The 18594-nt window shown below is 58.7% G+C and carries 18 protein-coding genes and 1 tRNA gene; 12 read left to right on the forward strand and 7 right to left on the reverse strand.

Translation table 11 applies throughout. The annotated features are described in order from the left end of the window. Window positions 1–9 precede the first annotated feature (9 nt). Together PSH64_RS08860 and PSH64_RS08865 are read left to right on the forward strand one after the other, a co-directional pair. Window positions 10–2154, forward strand: a complete 2145-nt coding sequence (locus tag PSH64_RS08860; RefSeq protein WP_305480470.1) for a 3-hydroxyacyl-CoA dehydrogenase NAD-binding domain-containing protein — start codon at window positions 10–12, stop codon at window positions 2152–2154. Between the two features lie 108 nt (window positions 2155–2262). Continuing rightward, on the forward strand, window positions 2263–3003 hold the full coding sequence (locus PSH64_RS08865; protein ID WP_305480471.1) for an amidotransferase: 741 nt from the start codon (window positions 2263–2265) through the stop codon (window positions 3001–3003). Window positions 3004–3134: 131 nt separating this feature from the next. On the opposite strand, the gene PSH64_RS08870 is transcribed toward PSH64_RS08865, so the two are convergent. The 3 genes from PSH64_RS08870 to PSH64_RS08880 all read right to left on the reverse strand — a co-directional run bounded on the left by PSH64_RS08870 (window position 3135) and on the right by PSH64_RS08880 (window position 5882). Continuing rightward, window positions 3135–4106, reverse strand: coding sequence for a magnesium and cobalt transport protein CorA (locus tag PSH64_RS08870; protein WP_305480472.1), 972 nt, complete (start codon window positions 4104–4106; stop codon window positions 3135–3137). A gap of 149 nt (window positions 4107–4255) precedes the next feature. After that, window positions 4256–4978 (reverse strand): 1-acylglycerol-3-phosphate O-acyltransferase, encoded by a 723-nt coding sequence (locus PSH64_RS08875; RefSeq protein WP_018925219.1) that lies wholly within the window; start codon window positions 4976–4978, stop codon window positions 4256–4258. A 214-nt stretch (window positions 4979–5192) separates the two neighbouring features. Next, a complete protein-coding gene (locus PSH64_RS08880) occupies window positions 5193–5882 on the reverse strand; it encodes a crotonase/enoyl-CoA hydratase family protein (RefSeq protein ID WP_105339682.1) in 690 nt (229 codons plus the stop codon). 308 nt (window positions 5883–6190) lie between these two features. Between PSH64_RS08880 and PSH64_RS08885 the strand changes: the two genes are divergently transcribed. The 8 genes from PSH64_RS08885 to PSH64_RS08920 all read left to right on the forward strand — a co-directional run bounded on the left by PSH64_RS08885 (window position 6191) and on the right by PSH64_RS08920 (window position 9528). Next, a tRNA-Ser gene (locus tag PSH64_RS08885) sits at window positions 6191–6280 on the forward strand. A gap of 179 nt (window positions 6281–6459) precedes the next feature. Beyond that, entirely contained in the window at window positions 6460–6780 is a 321-nt protein-coding gene (locus PSH64_RS08890; RefSeq protein ID WP_105339643.1) for a YbjQ family protein, read from the forward strand. A 147-nt stretch (window positions 6781–6927) separates the two neighbouring features. Further along, entirely contained in the window at window positions 6928–7122 is a 195-nt protein-coding gene (locus tag PSH64_RS08895) for a hypothetical protein (protein ID WP_105339642.1), read from the forward strand. Between the two features lie 351 nt (window positions 7123–7473). Continuing rightward, complete coding sequence (locus tag PSH64_RS08900) at window positions 7474–7839, forward strand: bacteriocin (RefSeq protein ID WP_105339641.1); 366 nt, start codon at window positions 7474–7476, stop codon at window positions 7837–7839. 187 nt (window positions 7840–8026) lie between these two features. Next, the gene (locus PSH64_RS08905) at window positions 8027–8452 is read left to right on the forward strand and encodes a glycine zipper domain-containing protein (protein WP_105339640.1); all 426 of its coding nucleotides are present in this window, start codon (window positions 8027–8029) and stop codon (window positions 8450–8452) included. A 129-nt stretch (window positions 8453–8581) separates the two neighbouring features. Then, window positions 8582–8752, forward strand: a complete 171-nt coding sequence (locus PSH64_RS08910) for a hypothetical protein (RefSeq protein ID WP_181150605.1) — start codon at window positions 8582–8584, stop codon at window positions 8750–8752. 108 nt (window positions 8753–8860) lie between these two features. Beyond that, window positions 8861–9076 carry a hypothetical protein gene (locus PSH64_RS08915; RefSeq protein ID WP_105339639.1) on the forward strand — a complete coding sequence of 72 codons (216 nt, stop codon included), beginning with the start codon at window positions 8861–8863 and terminating at the stop codon, window positions 9074–9076. Window positions 9077–9177: 101 nt separating this feature from the next. After that, window positions 9178–9528 (forward strand): hypothetical protein, encoded by a 351-nt coding sequence (locus PSH64_RS08920; protein ID WP_305480473.1) that lies wholly within the window; start codon window positions 9178–9180, stop codon window positions 9526–9528. A gap of 79 nt (window positions 9529–9607) precedes the next feature. On the opposite strand, the gene PSH64_RS08925 is transcribed toward PSH64_RS08920, so the two are convergent. Together PSH64_RS08925 and PSH64_RS08930 are read right to left on the reverse strand one after the other, a co-directional pair. Beyond that, entirely contained in the window at window positions 9608–10006 is a 399-nt protein-coding gene (locus PSH64_RS08925; protein WP_305480474.1) for a hypothetical protein, read from the reverse strand. Between the two features lie 3 nt (window positions 10007–10009). Continuing rightward, window positions 10010–14875 carry an RHS repeat-associated core domain-containing protein gene (locus PSH64_RS08930; protein WP_305480475.1) on the reverse strand — a complete coding sequence of 1622 codons (4866 nt, stop codon included), beginning with the start codon at window positions 14873–14875 and terminating at the stop codon, window positions 10010–10012. Window positions 14876–15138: 263 nt separating this feature from the next. On the opposite strand from PSH64_RS08930, the gene PSH64_RS08935 reads away from it, so the two are divergent. After that, a complete protein-coding gene (locus tag PSH64_RS08935) occupies window positions 15139–15834 on the forward strand; it encodes an HAD-IA family hydrolase (RefSeq protein ID WP_305480476.1) in 696 nt (231 codons plus the stop codon). A 74-nt stretch (window positions 15835–15908) separates the two neighbouring features. On the opposite strand, the gene PSH64_RS08940 is transcribed toward PSH64_RS08935, so the two are convergent. After that, window positions 15909–16655, reverse strand: a complete 747-nt coding sequence (locus PSH64_RS08940; protein WP_105339632.1) for a 3-oxoacyl-ACP reductase family protein — start codon at window positions 16653–16655, stop codon at window positions 15909–15911. 124 nt (window positions 16656–16779) lie between these two features. Here PSH64_RS08940 and PSH64_RS08945 point away from each other — a divergent pair, with 124 nt between their 5' ends. Continuing rightward, window positions 16780–17703 carry a LysR family transcriptional regulator gene (locus PSH64_RS08945; protein ID WP_105339631.1) on the forward strand — a complete coding sequence of 308 codons (924 nt, stop codon included), beginning with the start codon at window positions 16780–16782 and terminating at the stop codon, window positions 17701–17703. Window positions 17704–17835: 132 nt separating this feature from the next. On the opposite strand, the gene PSH64_RS08950 is transcribed toward PSH64_RS08945, so the two are convergent. After that, entirely contained in the window at window positions 17836–18564 is a 729-nt protein-coding gene (locus PSH64_RS08950; protein WP_305480477.1) for an aspartate/glutamate racemase family protein, read from the reverse strand. Window positions 18565–18594 lie beyond the last annotated feature (30 nt).

Raw genomic sequence — 18594 nt, forward strand, 5'->3', positions numbered from 1 at the left:
AAAATTGCCATGACCCAAGCCATTCGTTACGAAAAGGGCCAGGACCGGATCGTCGTCCTGACCATCGACATGCCGGGCCAGAGCGCCAACACCATGAACGCGGTCTACCGCGAGGCCATGGCCATCTGCGTCGAGCGCCTGGTCGCCGACAAGGACGCCATCGCCGGCGTGATCATCACCTCGGCCAAGAAAACCTTCTTCGCCGGTGGCGACCTCAATGAACTGATCAAGGTCGGCAAACCCGAAGCCAAAGCCTTTTACGACACGGTGCTGACCCTCAAGGGCCAGTTGCGCACCCTGGAAACCCTCGGCAAACCGGTGGTCGCTGCCATTAACGGCGCGGCGCTCGGTGGCGGTTGGGAAATCTGTCTGGCGTGTCATCACCGTGTGGCGCTGGACAATCCGTCGGTGCTGCTTGGCCTGCCGGAAGTCACCCTCGGCCTGTTGCCGGGCGGTGGCGGGGTGGTGCGCATGGTGCGCATGGTGGGCATCGAAAAAGCTCTGCCGTATCTGCTGGAAGGCAAGAAAATCCGCCCACAACAGGCGCTGCAAGCGCGGTTGATCGATGAGTTGGCCGTCGATCACGATGAGCTGATGGCCAAGGCGCGGGCATGGATCGCTGCTCATCCGATCGCTGTGCAGCGCTGGGACATGAAGGGTTATCAGATTCCCGGCGGCACGCCGTCGGATCCGAAAGTCATGCAGATGCTGGCCATCACGCCCTCGATCCTGCGTAGTAAAACCCAGGGCTGCCTGCCCGCGCCGGAGAAAATCCTCTGCGCCGCAGTGGAGGGCGCTCAGGTGGATTTCGACACCGCGCACCTGATCGAAACCCGTTACTTCACCGAACTGACTACGGGCCAGGTGTCGAAAAACCTCATTGGCACCTTCTGGTTCCAGCTCAATGAGATCAATGCCGGCGGCTCGCGACCTCAGGGCATAGCGCCTTACGTGACGAAGAAAGTCGGCGTGCTCGGCGCCGGGATGATGGGCGCGGGCATCGCGTTTGTCAGCGCCTCGGCCGGTATCGATGTGGTGCTCAAAGACATCAACCTCGCCGCGGCAGAGAAGGGCAAGGCTCACTCGGCGGCGCTGCTGGACAAGAAGGTTGCTCGGGGTCAGTTGAGCCGGGAACAGCGCGAAGCGATTCTGGCGCGGATCCATACCACTGAAAATGATGCGGATCTGGCCGGTTGCGATTTGATCATTGAAGCGGTGTTTGAAGATCGCGAACTGAAGGCCAGGGTCTCATCGGCGGCACAAGCCGTTGTCGGCCCGGATGCGGTGATCGCCTCTAACACCTCGACGTTGCCAATCAGTGGCCTGGCCACCGCCGTGCCAGACCAGGGCAAATTCATCGGCCTGCATTTCTTCAGTCCCGTGGAGAAAATGCCGTTGGTGGAAATCATCAAAGGCGTCCATACCAGCGACGAAACCCTGGCTCGCGGTTTCGATTTCGTCCTGCAAATCAAGAAAACGCCGATTGTGGTCAACGACAGTCGCGGCTTCTTTACCTCGCGGGTGTTCGGCACCTTCACCAACGAAGGCATCGCCATGCTCGGCGAAGGGGTGAGCGCGCCGATGATCGAGACCGAAGCGCGCAAGGCCGGCATGCCCGTCGGGCCGCTGGCGATTTCCGACGAAGTTTCCCTCAGCCTCATGAGCCATATCCGCCAGCAAACCGCCAAAGACCTGCAAGCGGAAGGGAAACCGCTGATTGAGCACCCGGCGTTCGCCGTGATTGACTTGCTGCTCAAGGAATTCAAGCGTCCTGGCAAGGCCGCTGGAGGTGGTTTCTACGATTACCCGGCCGCCGGCCAAAAACATTTGTGGCCGGAACTGAAAACCCGCTTCGAGAAAGCCGACGGGCAGATTTCGCCGAAGGACGTGCGCGATCGCTTGCTGTTCATCCAGGCCATCGAAACCGTGCGTTGTGTGGAGGAGGGCGTGCTGACCTCGACGGCGGATGCCAACGTCGGCTCGATCTTCGGCATCGGCTTCGCGGCCTGGACCGGCGGTGCGCTGCAATTCATCAACCAGTACGGCGTGAAAGACTTCGTCGCCCGCGCCCAGTACCTGGCCGAGCAATACGGCGAGCGCTTCACACCGCCCGCACTGTTGCTGGAGAAAGCCGCCAAGGACGCGCTGTTCTAAGGGGACGTTCTAAGGGACCGATGACGCTTACCAGGGCTTGCCTTGCCACCGTGTTTCAAGGCAGGCTCTGGGGTGTGCATTATTCCCATCACGTGTCAGGTATTTTTTATGTCGTTACGCATCTGCATTCTGGAAACCGACATCCTGCGTCCGGAACTGGTCGATCAATATCAGGGTTACGGGCAGATGTTCCAGCGTCTGTTCTCGCAGCAACCCATCGCGGCCGAATTCACCGTGTACAACGTGATGCAGGGCGATTATCCCAGCGATGAGCTGACCTTCGATGCGTATCTGGTCACCGGCAGCAAGGCCGATTCCTTCGGCACCGACCCATGGATTCAAACCCTCAAGACGTATCTGCTCAAGCGCTACGAGCGTGGCGACAAACTGCTGGGCGTGTGCTTCGGTCACCAACTGTTGGCGCTGCTATTGGGCGGCAAGAGCGAGCGGGCGACCCAGGGCTGGGGCGTCGGCACCCACAAATACAAACTCGCGGCCAAGGCGCCGTGGATGAGCCCGGTGAGGGAAGAGCTGACGCTGCTGATCAGTCACCAGGATCAGGTCACCGCGCTCCCGGAAAACGCTACGGTGATTGCCTCGAGCGATTTCTGCCCGTTCGCCGCGTACCACATCAACGATCAGGTGCTGTGCTTCCAGGGGCATCCGGAGTTCATTCACGATTACTCACGGGCGTTGCTGGATATTCGTCAGGAAGCGCTGGGCGAGCAGATTTATTCCAAAGGTATGGCGAGTCTTGAACACGAGCATCACGGCACTACCGTCGCAGAGTGGATGATGCGGTTTGTGGCGCACAAGCCTGATGCTGGACCGGTTGAAGTTAAAAGCTAAAAGCTTCACGAGCAAGCCCGCTCCCACAGTAGATCCTCGGTGTGCGCACGATGGGTGACACACTGAGATTCCCTGTGGGAGCGGGCTTGCTCGCGAATGGGGGCAACCGGCTCTCACTGAAACTAGCGGCTCTACAACCACCCCGACCGCTTGAAGCTCGCCCACAAACCGACGCACCCAACGGTAATAAACCCCAACACCGCGAAATACCCGTAATGCCAAGTCAACTCTGGCATGTCCTGGAAGTTCATCCCGTAAATCCCCGCGATCGCCGTCGGAAACGCCAGAATCGCCGCCCATGCCGCAAACTTGCGCTGCACCACGCTCTGGCGTGACGCTTCCAGCAACACCCCGACCTCGATGGTCTGGCTGGCAATGTCCGCCAGGGTCGTCAGGTCTTCCATCTGCCGCGTGACATGAATCTGCACGTCGCGGAAATACGGACGCATATTCTTGTCGATGAACGGAAAGCTCAGTTTTTGGAGTTCTTCACCGATCTCCACCATCGGTGCCGCAAACCGGCGCAAGCGCAACACATCGCGACGCAGACTATGGAGTTTCTGGATGTCGCGTTCATTCAGGGAGCTGCACATGACGTTGCGTTCCAGCTCATCGATCTCGGCATGGATCGCTTCGCCCATCGGCTGGTAGTTTTCAATCACGAAATCGAGGATGGCATAGAGTACGAAATCTTCCCCATGCTCCAGCAACAGCGGCCGTGCCTCACAGCGCTGTCGGACATGGGCGTAGGACGCCGAATGACCGTTACGTGCGGTAATGATGTAGCCCTTGCCGGCGAAGATATGCGTCTCGATGAACTGCAGTTTGCCTTCGCTGCGGATCGGCGAATACGTGACGATGAACAGCGCATCGCCGAACGTTTCCAGCTTCGGTCGACTGTGTTTTTCCAGGGCGTCTTCGATGGCCAGTTCGTGCAGGTTGAACTGGCGTTGCAGGTTGAACAGCTCCTGCGCATTGGGCTCTTCGAGGCCGATCCACACAAAGTGGCCAGGCTTGGCCGCCCAGGCCGCACCTTCGTCAAGCGTGATATTGGTGACTTTCTTACCAGCGCTGTAAACCGCAGCAGCAACGACTCTACCCATGATGGTGATTCACTTCTTATTGGTCGCTTTCTATTGGTAAAGACTGGCGGTGCCAGGCAGGATTCAGCTTAACCTTGTCTACTGCTTGAGAGTCAGCAAAATCTGCAGAGTTCGCGGGCAAAAGAAAACCCGCACAGGGCGGGTTTCCATCAGGCGGCTTGCAGCTGCCGATCCATCGAGTCGATGCACTCGCGCATCTGCTCGCGGCACTGGGCGATCAACATCGGCATGTCATCCAGACTCAATCCGGCCGTAGGAATCGCCGGCAGCGAACGGATCAGAATCTTCCCACTGCGCCAGCGGTTCAATCGCATGTGTTTGACGTAACTGCTGACACACACCGGCACGATTGGCACGCCGGCGGCAATCGCCATCTGGAATGCGCCTTTCTTGAACGGCAGCAGCTCTTCACCGAGATTGCGGGTGCCTTCGGGGAAGACCCAGATCGAGGTATCTTCATTTTGCAAGGTGTGAGTGGTGGTCAGCATCGACTGGCGTGCCTTGTGCGCATTGCCGCGATCGATCAACACATTGCCGGCCAGCCAGAACAACTGCCCGAACAACGGCACCCACTTCAGGCTCTTCTTGCCGATGCACACGGTGCGACGGGGCACCACGTTGCCGAACACAAACAGATCGTAGTTGGACTGGTGGTTGGCGATGATCACGCAGCTGTCGGGTTTATCCATCAACGGCCCGACATCGGCCTTCACCCGTAAACGTAAAATACACATCGCGGGCCACGCATACAGACGCGCGCATAAACGGCTGTTGTCCGGATTAAACGGCCGGCATAGACCGAGGATCACTCCAAGCACGCCGGCCAGAATAAAGTGCAAGCCCATCAATAACATACGAAACACAAACAGCATTTAAAGGGCCCACCGGGACAAAAGGTGGCGCAGTGTACGGATGTGCACTGTTTTCGGCAATTGCCGCTATAGAGGTGGGAGATAGCCGATGTTTGAGCGCATGTTTCCGACTTGTGAGTCAGATGCGGCCTAGAGCGGTTGTAAGGTTTTAAACCAGACGCCCAAGAAAAAGCCCGACACGACGGTCGGGCTTTTCGGTGCAGCGCATTTGGGCTTAACCCATGTGCTCCTGATCCAGGATGATCGCGTTGTCCAGCGTCTCCAGCAGCGCCTTGCGCGTTTTCAACTTGGTGTTTTTGTGGGCGATCATGTTGAGCTTCTTCAACTGACGAGCCGCCGCCAGCGCCGCGCCTTGGAGCTCTTCGGCCGACACCACCATGTCGAGGAAACCGGCATCCACGGCACTCTGCGGGTTGAACATCTCGGCGTTGATCACCGCGCGATGAAACGCCGACTTGCGCAGACGATCGCGGGCCAGTTCGATACCGGCGTGGTGCATGGTCATGCCGATCTGCACTTCGTTCAGGCCAATGCTGAACGGGCCATCGACACCGATGCGGTAGTCAACCGACAACAGAATAAACGCACCCTTGGCCACCGCATGCCCAGGACACGCCACGACCACCGGGAAGGGGTGCGACAGCAGGCGACGAGCCAGGGTCGATCCGGCAGCCACCAACGCCATGGCCTCGTTAGGGCCGGCCGTCATCACCTTCAAGTCATAACCACCCGACAGAATCCCCGGCTGACCGGTAATGATCACCACCGCCCGATCCGCTACCGCCCGATCCAGCGCAGCGTTAAACGCCACAATCACGTCCGGAGAGATGGCATTGACCTTGCCATTGCTCAAGGTCAGGGTCGCGATACCGTCTTCGAGATGGTAGGAAATCAACTCACTCATGACGCCAATCCTTCTAATAAAGTAAGGCAGACGTTACCCACCGCTGTAGGCCAGGTAAAGCGCCGTGACTGACCCGCCAGTCACCCTTTTCCCGCCCGCCAGGCACCGCCCGCCCCGCCCACCGCGCATTAGCCTCTATATAGAAGGGGAGGCGAAGCCGGAGATTGGCAGGTTTGCCATGCCCTTGAACGCGCCCAAAGCACTAATCGCGTTAAGCGCATGAAAATTCTGAAAAAAATATTTGCCATCAGAAAAGCTTTCGACTACATTAGCGCGCCTCGACAGACTGAATAAGTTTGACGAGATACGGTGAAGTGTCCGAGTGGCTTAAGGAGCACGCCTGGAAAGTGTGTATACAGGAAACTGTATCGAGAGTTCGAATCTCTCCTTCACCGCCAAATTCGATATACATAAAACCCCTGATTTCGAGAGAAGTCAGGGGTTTTGTGGTTTCTGGCGTCTGGATTTCATGCATTAGACTGCCAAACTCCTCGAGCGGAATCGACCTGGGTGCCCAAACCCTCGCGTCAGTTTCGTTGTTTCAGCCATTGATGACAGCTCTGAACAAGGACATCCCATGATCACCACCACTACCCACACCATCGAAGGCCGGCAAATCACCGCTTACCTGGACATTGTCAGCGCCGAGTCGGTGCAGGGCGTTAACGTGATCCGCGACATGTTCGCCGGGATGCGGGATTTTTTTGGTGGGCGTTCTCAGACGTTGGAGCGGGCGTTGAAGGATGCGCGGATTCAGGCGACCGACGAGATCAAGGAGCGGGCGCGGGCGCTTCAGGCGGATGCGGTGGTGGGGCTCGATTATGAGATCAGCATGCCGGCCGGCAAGGGTGGGATGGTGGTGGTGTTTGTCACCGGGACGGCGGTCAAGCTGAGGTAGGCCGGGCAGTACTGGCCATTCGTCGGGCATGTAACGATCTGAATCACAAGTCTGGGAATGACCGGCTAGTCTCAAAAACCAGGGTGGTCGATATTTCCAGGCAAAAAGGGCTTGCCGGTATCGACCCGTTTTGAGAGGAGCGAAGATATGGCTGAGCCGTATATCGAAGACGACGGGGCAGAGTTTCCGATCAATAATTGCGTGCAGTGTGGTCAGACGGACTATGTGCCGAGCTTCGGCGAAGACCGTATCAAAATCAATAAAATCAAATCTGCAGTGCCTCGAACCCGGGGACCGAAATCGAAATTTATGCCCAAGCTGGGGGCGCCCTCCAGGAAGTAAATAGTAAACAGCACAAACCCCGCCAACTCAGAGCGGGGTTTCTTGTTTCTGAAGGGGTGAAAGCGTCGTTCGACGGCCATGCCAAGAAACGTCCTACAACTTTGCAGGCGTTGGTGTTTTTTTTCACAAACTTTTCACACCGGCCTACGTAGTCTCAGCTCATCCGTTAGAAAGCAGTACCCTGGCCCGTCTCCCCAGCGGGCTTTTTTTTGCCTGTTATAAAACCTTTTGCATAAATGCTGTCCAACCGTCGCCAATGGCGAGGTTGTTCCGGTTTTGCGTCTGGACTTTACCTTCGCTACAGCATTCAATCTCCGGCCTTTCGGTTCCCCTTTTTTTGAGGTTCTTGTTATGCGTTTGACACTGCCTGCTCTGGTTCTGGGCCTTTTGGTCGCTCAAGGTGCGATGGCTGCCGGTGATGGCACGGCCGCGCTCGGTGGTGGTCTGGGTGGCGCGTTGGGTAATGTGGTCGGCCAGAAAATGGGCGGCAGCACGGGTGCGGCGATTGGTGCTGGTGTAGCGGGTGCAGCCGGCAGCGCTGTTGCCGCACGTAAAGGCAGCCGCACCAAAGCGGCCATTGGCGGCGGTGTTGGCGCGGCGGGCGGTTCGATAATCGGTAACAGCCTGGGCGGCAAGAACGGCTCCACCATCGGCGCAGGCTTGGGCGGTGCATTGGGCGGTGGCGTGGGCAGCAACCTGTCCAAAAAGGGTCACTGATCCTTAATGATCCGCTGAAAAAGCCCGGCTTACCTGCCGGGCTTTTTCGTTTTGGAACGTTTCTCCGGCATATGACTCAAATCTCATACAGTCGGTATTTGGTTTGCTGTACAACAGATGCAGATGCCAGGCTGAAGCCATCCGCGGCATGTTCTTTTCTCCAAGGCGGAAATTAGAGGTGCATATCATGCGTTTGACATTGTCCACGGTGTTTTTAGGGCTTTTGGTCGCTCAGGGCGCAATGGCGGCCGGCAACGGCGACGCTGCAGTCGGCGGTGGTCTTGGCGGTGTATTGGGCAACGTAGTCGGCGGGCAGTTGGGCGGCAGCACCGGGGCTGCGGTGGGCGCAGGCGTCGGCGGTGCGGCAGGCAGTGCGGTCGGTGCACGCAAGGGTAGCCGCACAGAAGCGGCCGTTGGCGGTGGTCTCGGCGCGGCGGGCGGTTCGGTGATCGGCAACAGCCTGGGCGGCTCCACTGGTTCGGCCATTGGCGCAGGTGTGGGCGGCGCAGCCGGTGGCGCGGTGGGCAGCAGCATGGGTGATGACCGCGGCGGTTCGCATTCCGGTGGCGGCTATTACAAACACAAGCATAAAAATAAGTACAAGCATCGCTAACTCGTGATCGAGTGACAGTAAAAACCCGGCCCAGCGCCGGGTTTTTCGTTTCTGTCGTTAGGACTCTGGAACGTTTCGCCGTAGGACGTCTCGAACTTTATATACACCCTGAACGTTGTGAGACATGCCATGACTCCAGATACCGAAGACAAGGAAGAAGAAGGCCCGATCAACGATCCCGGCAACGAAGATCCGGGTTCTCTGATGGACGACGCCACGGTACCGCTCAACGATGCCGATGACGCAGGCGACGTGGGCAACCTGGAGAATGATGAGTATGACGAGGAAGACGACGAGTGATCGGGCTTCGGGGGCGGGACGACCAATCGTCCTTCTGATCGAACCGCGTCTATTGAGTTGTCCTCGAAATATCAGGATCTGCTTTTCAGGTCCATTGAGAGGTGCGTTATGAAAGCTGATCCGAAAGACTCCGATATCGACGATACCCCCGAATACCCGCTGCCTTCGCCCACGAACCCCCTGAGTCGCGATCAGCGCCCACCCGACGATGACGATACCGCTGTGGAGCAAGTGCCGGACGATGATGTAAAGCGCGGTGATGTGGAAGCCGATCCGGACGACCCGGACATTGCCGGTGATGACGCTTCGGGCGAACCGAGCTGAAACCTGTGCGGTGGTTCATCGCAGATTGTCGATTGAGCGACACCTTTTAAAAGCGATCACTGCCAGAGATCAGGTAACGCACTCTTTAAAGGAGACGCACCATGATCAGGTCAAAATGGAAGGTGCTGACGATGGTCGGCTTATTGTCGATCAGTTCAATGACGGCGCTTGCTGAATCTACCGGTCGCGATGCGCCGGTCGACAAGGGCGGGATGCCGCCTTATTCGGAAATGAATGCGGGTACCTCGGATGGAAAGGTGCTGCCAGCGGACAGCATTGGTAGTGGAAATGGCGGTGGTGCGAAAGGGAGTAGCATCAACCCGGGGGAGGGAAGCGGGTCGGTGAGTGGGGGAGGTTCGATGGGGAGTGGTTCTGGAAATGGGTCTGGAGAATCAGGTGGTTCTGGGGGGAGTGGAGGCGGTGCAGGTAAAACCGGTAGTTCGGGCGGCTAAGTCAGACTCTTTACTGTTCAACTGAGCCCAGCGTCGAGCTGGGCTTCGGTGTTTAGCACTGATCTCTTTTTTTGACTCGTTAATCCTCTTCAATCTCTGATTCAAACCAGCGCATAAAGAAGTCTCTCTGAACCTCTGGATCGTTTGTAAGATTGTTTTCTTCATAGTCAAAAATATTTACCAGATCATTCCTTGTTGCATACTTACCTAGTGTGAGTTCATATGCTTTTACTCCGAGCGACATCTGTGAGGACATGCTGGAAGGGTGTACGTTTATTTTTGCTCCTTTGCACAGAAAAATTACACTGCAGTGCTCTTTTCTGATATTGCCAAGGCACTCGTAAAAATCTCCACCTGCATAGGTTTTGCTATATCCATCCTCCATCATGAAATTAATAGTCAGCGCTTCCGAGTCGCAGAAAAGCTTCGCGATCTGGCGCCTACCGTTTTTGATTATCACAATTTCTACGCAGTCCACTTTCTATTTCCTGTTCGGATTTAAGGTGGTGTAGCTAGTGGGGCGACCGTCAGCACCAATAGGCGTAACACCGAGAATATCTTCTCTTTTGATTCCACCTTGAATTGCTATCTCCCTTTCATTGCTAAATTTATATTTTTTACCCAGTTCCTTTATTAAGTCTCTACCTGGAATCATTCGCATTGTGTACAAAAAACCACTTCTCGTATTGAATTTTGTCGCGAAATCAATACCAACTTCTCTTTTTGGAGAAGTGCTAACAAAATTGCTCGGCGGATTATTGCTGTCCAGTGAGTGAAGCAGCAAATTATTGCTATCGCCCTTGGTTTTAAAGCCCTGGTAAAAGACTTCATCTGGATGGCGACTATCTCCACGATATAAATACTTTTCCTCCGTATGTGAGGGAAGTTCAGCATCTCCCTGATCAACCCCCACCTTCCCCGTCGGATCCTCATCCCCAAACGACGGCTTCTTACACCCATCCCCCCCAGGGCATTCACTCAACCCCAACGGATCAACCCAACCCGCCGGATTGCGCGTGTACTGATACCCGTTTAACCCGCCCGCCAACTTGCTCGGATCCGGGGTCAAATACCGCCCGACATCCGGATTGTAGTAGCGATGCCGGTTGTAATGCAGGCCGGTTTCCGCGTCGAAATACTGCCCTTGAAATCGCAACGGCTGATCGAGCACCTGATGGGTGTCGCGGTTGAGGCGGGTGAGGCGGCCATAGGCGGTGTATCGGGCGGCCCAGATGATGTCGCCGCTGTAGTCGGTGAGTTCTTGCGGGGTGCCGAGGTGGTCGAGTTGGTAATAAAACGGGCAGGCCTTGCGCGGGCCTTTTCCGTCGAGCATGGCCAGCGGGCGGAAGCTGCCCGGCTCGTAGACGTAGCTGCGGTAATGCTCGCGGCTGCTTTCAGCGACAAGGTTGTCGCCCTGCCAGAAAAACTCGGTGGTTTTGCCGTCGACGGTTTTGGCAATGCGACGGCCGAAAGCGTCATAGCGATAAGTTGAGCAACGACCGTCCGGGGTGGTGACACCGACCAACCGGTGCTGGCAGTCATAACGGTACTCGGTGACCAGTTTCTGCGCGGTGCCACGGCGTTCGCGGATCAGGTTGCCGAAGGCGTCGTAGTCGAAGTGGCAGTCGCCATGCATCAACAGGCGGTTGCCTTTGACGGTGGCCGGGCCCGGGCGGTCCTGCATCAGCAGGTTGCCGGCCGGGTCGTGGGCGAAGCTTTCCGGTGGCTGGTCGCGAGAGTGGCGCACGCGGATCAGCCGATTCAACGCGTCGTACTGGTAGCTACGTTGGCCATGGCGGGTGTCGGCGATGTGGTCGAGATTGCCATTGAGGCTGTAGGCATAGTCGCGGCGATACAGCGGATATTGGTGTTGGCCGACGGCGTGGGCCTTCAGGCGACCCTGTTCGTCGTAGGCATATTCACTGAGCAACAGACCCTGTTGACGCTGCTGTTCGCGGCCGAAGGCAAATTGGTGGCTGGTGAGGCGTGCGCCGTTAAGGTCAATGGCCGTCAGCGCGCCGCCCTTGGCGTGGTGATAATCGAGTTTGCTGCCGTCCGGCAGGCGTAGGCGGTTGAGCTGGCCGCAGGCGTCGTAGCCATAACGCAAGGTGCCCCAGCCCTGGTGTTCGGTGATCAGGCGGTCCTGTTGGTCGTATTCGAATTCCAGCGGATGATCGTGGCCGTCGTCGACGCTGGTCAGTCGGCCCAGCGAGTCGTAGCGGTACGCGACCTGAGTCCTGTCGGGCAGGGTCTTGACCAACAGGCGTCCGGCCGAATCCCGTTGATAGCCCGTGACCAGCTGCGAGCCGTCGTCGCCGAACTCGGTTTTCTCCAGCAGGTGGCCGTTGAGGTCGTAGGCATACGCGGTACGCCGGCCGTCGAAACCGGTTTCCTGTCGGATCAAGCCGTTGGGCGTGTAGTCCAGCCGATATTTTTCGCCGGATTCGTTCTCGATTTCCGTGAGCAGCAGCTGCGCGTTGTCGTAGCGGTACTGGAGCTGGGTGCCGTCGGGGTTGATCCGGCGGCTGACCAGGTGCAGGTCGTCGGCGTATTCGTAGCGGGTGACGCGGCCCAGTTCATCCCGTTCAGCGGTTATCTTGCCGTAGGCGTTGTAACTGAACCCGCGGGTGGCCCCGGTAGGCAACGTCGTCTGGATCAGTCGGCCGACGGCATCCCATTGGTACTGGGTGACTGCACCGTGTTCGTCCTGACGGGTAATCTGCCGCCCCAGCGCATCGTAGGAAAAACGTCGTTGCCCGCCGTCCGGCAGTGTTTCCTCAAGCAACTGCCCCAAGGCATTCCAGACAAAGACATGCCGACTGGTGTCCGGGTAGCGGACCGACAACAGCCGGCCCTGAGGGTCGTAGTGGTAATGGGTGACCTGACCGTTCGGATCGGTCGCCTCGGTGACGTCACCCTGAGCATTGCGCTGGTATTTCCACACCGCTTGGCCGCGATAGCGCGCATGCAGGAAACCGTGGCGATACTCGTAGGCCGTCGGCTCGTCTTCCGGTGGAATCAGCGCCACCAGCCGACCGACGTCGTCGTAGCGGTATTCGGTGACGGCTCCGAGCGGATCCTGCTCGGCCACCAACCGGCCCTGCTCGTCGTAGGCCTTGAGCTGTTCGCCGCCATCCAGCCCGACCCGGCGCACCAGTCGCGCCCGGTCGTCGTGGACGTAAACTTCTTCGCTGCCGTCGATGTTCTGGACCGTGACGCTGCCCTGGTCATCCCAGACATAGCGCGTGTCCATCTGTGAAAACGACGCCCAGTGGCGAATACATCTGGCCGCCTTGCCGGACCGTTGCCATTCCCAGTAGAAACTCGCGCCGCCGGCCAGTTGCCGCTGCAAAATTACGTGGTGGTCGTCGTAGTCGTAGCGCTCGCTTTCCCCGGCGGCATTGGTCGCCGCGATCAAGCGTTGGCGGGCGTCGTAGCGATAGGAAACCAGTGTCTGCTCTGTACGCCAGGCTTCACCCGGGACATCGCCGGAGTGAAACGACTGGTATTCGACGGCCACAAGGTGCCTGCGCTCGTAGCAAAACAACAATGAACGCCCGGCACCATTATCGAGGCGCTGGATGCGCTCCTGGCGGTCGCGGGTGATGCGCAGGCGGTTGTCGTAGGCATCGCTGATCGCCGTCAGACAGCCATTGTGAAAGTGGTAGAAACGCGTGTCGTCGCCAGCCTGGGCGAGGATCAGTTCTTCGGGTGCATTGCCCAGATAAATCGCCGCGCGCGAGAGGCTGTTATGGATCGCCGGGCGTTGGGCACTGGGCAGCGGGAAGGGGGTACGGCGGTTTTCGTGGTCGATCCAGATGACCTGATCACCCTCGATCTCCAGTCGATGGGCGAGCGAATGACTCCAGCCAAAACCGAGGCCGCAGTCGATCTCGGCGGCGCTGGTGCGATAGAGGCGGGTGAAGTCGAACGGCAGGAGGCCGTCCAGCGAGCCGTCGGTGAGGGTCAGCAGTTCTTCGCCGGTGACCATCGACACCGGGCAGCCGTTTTTGCAGGTAGACGGCACGCACGTGGCGCTGTCGCCGTTGGGGTTTTTCGCTTGATTCGGTACGTCGTCGTGAGGTTCGTGACGGCCTAGCCGGGTCATGGCTGTGGACTTGTCGCGAGCAATGGCGACCGGATTGTCCACCCGCACAACGGGTGCGTCGCCGGGACTGATTTTTAGCGGAACCGTCGGTGCAGGTTTCAGCGGTGCATTGCGCGCGTTGACCATGAGCGGTTTGAGCGCGCCAGCGTGGGCTGTCAGGTTGGAGTTGGCTGTCAGTTCAGCCAGTCGCAAACTGGCCGCCGCCAACCACTGCCGAGCCCTTTGGGACTTGATTTTGTCCAGAACTCTGGCGCTCATGCCGAGCTTCAGCCCCGTAGGACCGGTGAGGCACATCAGCAGGAAGCTGATCAGTATTTCCGTACGAATTTGTGCCACGACTTCGGCGATGTACTGCGGCGGCAACATTCTCAGCCAACTGCTGAAGGCTGCGAGATGGATGAACATCAATGGCTCATCGCTCAACATCAGCAGCACGTTGGCGATGGTGTCAGCCGAAGCGTTCAGCAGCGTCTCAAGCTCGCCTTGGGTCAGGTACTCAAGGAGTTTTTCGCTGTTGCCTTGCAGGTCCGCCATCAGCGCGTAGACCTGTTTCACGTCATCCCATAATCCGTGCAGCGAATGTTCGAAGGCGCGCCAGTCGGCCTGCTGCAACAGGCCGTAGCGCCGGGTGAACCCTGCTTCGGAAAACTCTGCCCACAACGCCTGGAATTCGCTTTTCCATTCGTTGCGCAACCAGCCTTCCAGCTCGCCGATCACGCCTTGATAGGAGGCGTAGAGTGCTTTGACGTGTTCAGTGGAAACATCGGGGAAGAAGGTGATGCGATAGCGCTGGCCGCGCCAGCATTCGGGGATTTCGAGGATGCCGCTGGGGCCGATGGTTTTGTGGACGGGCTCGCCGAATGTGAGTTCACCATTACGCTGCGAGATAACCGGCTCGAGCATTACAGGCGTATCGCCAATGGGCACGAAACGGGCGGCTTCAAACATATGCACCAGGGTCAACGGACCGCTGGCCGGGCACATGGCGAGTGTCGAACTGACAGGGGCGGTGGACTCTTTCGGCGCGCTGAGCCGGACTTCGTTACCGACCTTGAACACTTGCTCGACGTTCAGCGCCCCACCGGTCCAGAACTTTTCCGCCCAGGCCTCGTAGTCGTTGAGGCAGAGTCGGAAATCACCGAGCAGCGCTTCGATGTCCGGCTGTTCGGGGTTCATGGCGGCGACCACCAGCAAGCCGATGGCATTGTTCAAGGCCAGGACCTTGTCAGGTTCGAACATTCGCACTCCCTCGCGCTGATCAATTTGGAGCGAGAGACTTTGCGTGGGATCTGCAAGGAAAGAAGTCGGGAAAGGAGGTGTTTGGTGTAGGGGAAATCGCTAAATCATCGCGGGCGCCTCGACACAGGTTTTTTGTATCCGCCGGGCATTGCCCGTTGCTCCCGACCGGCCGCGCTGGCTATGCTGCTGAACCCTTTAATTCATCACGGATCCGGCTGTGCCTGAGTCGCCCGGGGATGTCATGAGAAAACGGATCAGATGCGATGAGTGCACCCTTGGATGAGTTCGGTCCGATCAAGGCCGTGATTTTCGATATGGACGGTTTGCTGCTGGACACCGAGGGCATATACACCGAAGTCACGTCCATCATTGCCGAGCGTTATGGGCGCACCTTCGACTGGAGCGTCAAACAGAACATCATTGGCCGTGGCGCGGGTGATCTGGCGCGCTATGTAGTCGAGGCGCTGGACCTGCCGATCACCGCCGAAGAGTTTCTGGTGATCCGCGAGCCGCTGATGCGCGAGCGTTTTCCGACAGCACTGGCGATGCCCGGCGCAGAGGAGCTGGTTCGGCACTTGAAAGCCAACAACATTCCTATCGCGGTGGGCACCAGTTCTTCGCGTCAGTCGTTCGGCCAGAAAACCACCTTGCACCGCGACTGGTTCGCGCTGTTCGACTTCATCGTCACGGCTGACGACCCGGAAGTGGGCGCGGCGAAACCGGCGCCGGATATTTTCCTGACAGCGGCACGGCGCCTGGGTATCGCGCCCCGGGATTGTCTGGTGTTCGAGGATTCACCGTTCGGCGTCACTGCAGCCAAAGCGGCGGGGATGACGGCGATTGCGGTACCGGATGCGGCGATGGCCGACGAAAAATACGCACACGCCGATGGCATTCTTCGTACGTTGAAGGCATTCAAGCCCAGCGCATGTGGCTTGCCGGCGCTTGAATGGGCCTGACCATTCGATAATCCCAGACACAAAAAAACGCCGGCAATCGAGTGCCGGCGTTTTTGTTTCAATCGAGCGATATATCAGGCGCCGAAACCACCGTCGATGGTCAGGCTGGCACCGGTGATGTAGCCGGCTTCGGGACCGACAAGGTAGGCGACGAAGCTGGCGATTTCTTCCGCTTTGCCGTAACGACCCACGGCCATCAGCGGGATCAGGCTTTCGGCGAAGTCACTATCGGCCGGGTTCATGTCGGTGTCGACCGGGCCCGGTTGCACGTTGTTGATGGTGATGCCCCGTGGGCCGAGGTCGCGAGCCAGGCCTTTGGTCAGGCCGACCAGCGCCGATTTGCTCATGGCATACGGGCCACCACCGGCGAAGGGCATGCGCTCGGCATTGGTGCTGCCGATGTTGATGATGCGACCGCCTTCGGTCATGTGGCGGGCGGCTTCCTGGGTGGCGATGAACACACTGCGTACGTTGATGGCCAAGGTCTGGTCGAAGTCTTCGAGTTTGAAGTCTTCCAGCGGTGCGATGGCCAGGACACCTGCGTTGTTGACCAGGATGTCCAGGCGACCGAAGGCTTCGACGGTGGCGTTGACGGCACCGCGAATGGCAACGGCATCGGCGCTATCGGCCTTGATGGCCAGGGCTTTGCCGCCGGCGGAGATGATGCTGTTTTGCAGGTCTTCGGCTTTGGCGGTAGAGCTGACATAGGTGAAGGCAACGGCTGCGCCTTCGGCGGCCAGGCGTTTGACGATGGCGGCACCGATGCCCCGTGAACCGCCTTGAATCAGAGCTACTTTGCCGCTGAGGTGTTGAGTGGTCATGTCGATCTCCAGAAGTGCAAGGCGGGCTGCCTTGTTGTTGGAGTCGAGTATCGGCTTCGCATTACCCTCGGGGTAGACCGTGATTGCTATAGTCTGTGTAAACCAGAAGTTTATAGTGGCGCCTATGGAAACCTTCAGCAGTATCGAATGCTTCGTGCGCAGCGCCGAGGTCGGTAGCTTCGCCGAAGCCGCGCGGCGCTTGAGTCTGACACCGGCGGCGGTGGGCAAGAGCGTCGCCAAGCTGGAGGCGCGACTGGGTGTGCGGCTGTTCCAGCGCAGTACGCGTAGCCTGACGCTGACCGAGGCCGGCCAGCTGTTTCTCGGCGAAGTCAGCGCCAGCCTGCACACGATCCAGAATGCCGTGGCCAACCTGGCCAGCGCCGAAGGACGTCCGGCGGGAACGCTGAAGGTCAGCATGGGCACGGTGTTCGGGCGTTTGTACATCGTGCCATTGCTCGGAGAGTTTTTGCGGCGCTTTCCGGCGATCAATCCCGACTGGCATTTCGACAACCGTCAGGTCGACCTGATCGGCCAGGGTTTCGATGCGGCGATTGGCGGTGGATTCGAACTGCCTCAGGGCGTAGTGGCGCGCAAGCTGACGCCCGCCCATCGAGTGTTGGTGGCTTCAGCCGAGTACCTGGCGGGACACGAGGCGATCATCGAGCCCGATGACCTCCAGCACCACGACGGCATCTTGATACGGTCGCCGCAGACAGGGCGCGTGCGTTCCTGGCAGTTGACCAGTCGCAACCGGCAACACAACCCGCTGACGCTCAAGGCGCGGATGACCATGAGCGATTCGGAAGCCGCCTGCGCAATCGCCACTCAGGGTTTAGGCATTGCGTTGGTGAGCATGCCATTCGCCGTGGGCTATCTGGACGCCGGGACCTTGCAGCGGGTGTTGCCCGACTGGTACGTCGACGATGGCAACATCTCCATCTATTACGCCGAGCACAAACTGCTGCCGGGCAAGACCCGGGCGTTTGTCGATTTCATCATTGAGCAGTTTGCCGAACAGGGGTTGGGGCAGAGATTTAGTGCAGTTTGAGCTCGGCTTGGGACCGAGGTGTGGCCTTCGCGGGCAAGCCACGCTCCCACAGGGTTTTGTGTTGTGCCAGGGTGATGTGAACGACGCAGAACCTGTGGAAGCGGGCATGCCCGCGATGAACGATAACGCGGTCTAGCGCCCAAACCGCCCCGGCCAACCCATAATGTTCTTCGGCCGAGGCGTCGCATACGTCCGCACTTTCGACGTCGACAACCCCAACCGTACCAGCGATTCGGCAATGGTCACCGCCGCCGTCACGCCATCCACCACCGGTACGCCGGTGCGCCGACGAATCTGTTCATCCAGCCCGGCCATGCCGCCACAACCCAGGCAAATCACCTCGGCCTTGTCCTCGCTCACCGCCAGTTCCGCCTGGCGGACAATCGCCTCCAGCGCACGCTCTGGATCGGACTCCAGCTCCAGCACCGCCAACCCACTGGCCCGCACCGATGCACAACGATCCCAGAGCCCGGACAATTTGAGGCGATCCTCGATCAGCGGCACGGTGCGGTCCAGGGTAGTGACCACCGAGTAGGCATGGCCGAGGAACATCGCGGTGCTGGCGCCGGCATCGGTGATGTCCACCACTGGAACGTTGAGCAACTCTTGCAAACCTTCGCGACCGTGCTCGCCATAACCGGCCTGGATCACCGCATCGAAGGGCTGATCGTAGGACATGACCCGGTCCATCACGGCGATGGCGGCCAGGTAGCTTTCGAAATTGCCTTCAATGGAGTCGGCGCCGAAATGCGGGGTCAAGCCGATGATTTCCGTGCCGGGTGCGGCCACGGATTGCGCTTGACGTGCGATGGTCTGGGTAATGGATTCGGTGGTGTTGACGTTGACCACGAGAATTCGCATGGGAGGTCCTTTTATAGCGAGTGGTTCTGC

Origin of the sequence: Pseudomonas sp. FP1742 (assembly GCF_030687145.1) — a bacterium.
GTDB classification, from domain to species: Bacteria; Pseudomonadota; Gammaproteobacteria; order Pseudomonadales; family Pseudomonadaceae; genus Aquipseudomonas; species Aquipseudomonas frederiksbergensis_D.

Bases quoted from the DNA above. Each gene is read 5' to 3' on its own strand.
- PSH64_RS08895 (WP_105339642.1), top strand. From the start codon at position 6,928: ATGGCTGAGCCGTATATCGAAGACGACGGGGCAGAGTTTCCGATCAAT.
- PSH64_RS08910 (WP_181150605.1), top strand. From the start codon at position 8,582: ATGACTCCAGATACCGAAGACAAGGAAGAAGAAGGCCCGATCAACGAT.
- PSH64_RS08860 (WP_305480470.1), top strand. From the start codon at position 10: ATGACCCAAGCCATTCGTTACGAAAAGGGCCAGGACCGGATCGTCGTC.
- PSH64_RS08930 (WP_305480475.1), bottom strand. From the start codon at position 14,875: ATGTTCGAACCTGACAAGGTCCTGGCCTTGAACAATGCCATCGGCTTG.
- PSH64_RS08920 (WP_305480473.1), top strand. From the start codon at position 9,178: ATGATCAGGTCAAAATGGAAGGTGCTGACGATGGTCGGCTTATTGTCG.
- PSH64_RS08875 (WP_018925219.1), bottom strand. From the start codon at position 4,978: ATGCTGTTTGTGTTTCGTATGTTATTGATGGGCTTGCACTTTATTCTG.
- PSH64_RS08880 (WP_105339682.1), bottom strand. From the start codon at position 5,882: ATGAGTGAGTTGATTTCCTACCATCTCGAAGACGGTATCGCGACCCTG.
- PSH64_RS08890 (WP_105339643.1), top strand. From the start codon at position 6,460: ATGATCACCACCACTACCCACACCATCGAAGGCCGGCAAATCACCGCT.
- PSH64_RS08865 (WP_305480471.1), top strand. From the start codon at position 2,263: ATGTCGTTACGCATCTGCATTCTGGAAACCGACATCCTGCGTCCGGAA.
- PSH64_RS08870 (WP_305480472.1), bottom strand. From the start codon at position 4,106: ATGGGTAGAGTCGTTGCTGCTGCGGTTTACAGCGCTGGTAAGAAAGTC.
- PSH64_RS08950 (WP_305480477.1), bottom strand. From the start codon at position 18,564: ATGCGAATTCTCGTGGTCAACGTCAACACCACCGAATCCATTACCCAG.
- PSH64_RS08900 (WP_105339641.1), top strand. From the start codon at position 7,474: ATGCGTTTGACACTGCCTGCTCTGGTTCTGGGCCTTTTGGTCGCTCAA.
- PSH64_RS08915 (WP_105339639.1), top strand. From the start codon at position 8,861: ATGAAAGCTGATCCGAAAGACTCCGATATCGACGATACCCCCGAATAC.
- PSH64_RS08905 (WP_105339640.1), top strand. From the start codon at position 8,027: ATGCGTTTGACATTGTCCACGGTGTTTTTAGGGCTTTTGGTCGCTCAG.
- PSH64_RS08945 (WP_105339631.1), top strand. From the start codon at position 16,780: ATGGAAACCTTCAGCAGTATCGAATGCTTCGTGCGCAGCGCCGAGGTC.
- PSH64_RS08940 (WP_105339632.1), bottom strand. From the start codon at position 16,655: ATGACCACTCAACACCTCAGCGGCAAAGTAGCTCTGATTCAAGGCGGT.
- PSH64_RS08935 (WP_305480476.1), top strand. From the start codon at position 15,139: ATGAGTGCACCCTTGGATGAGTTCGGTCCGATCAAGGCCGTGATTTTC.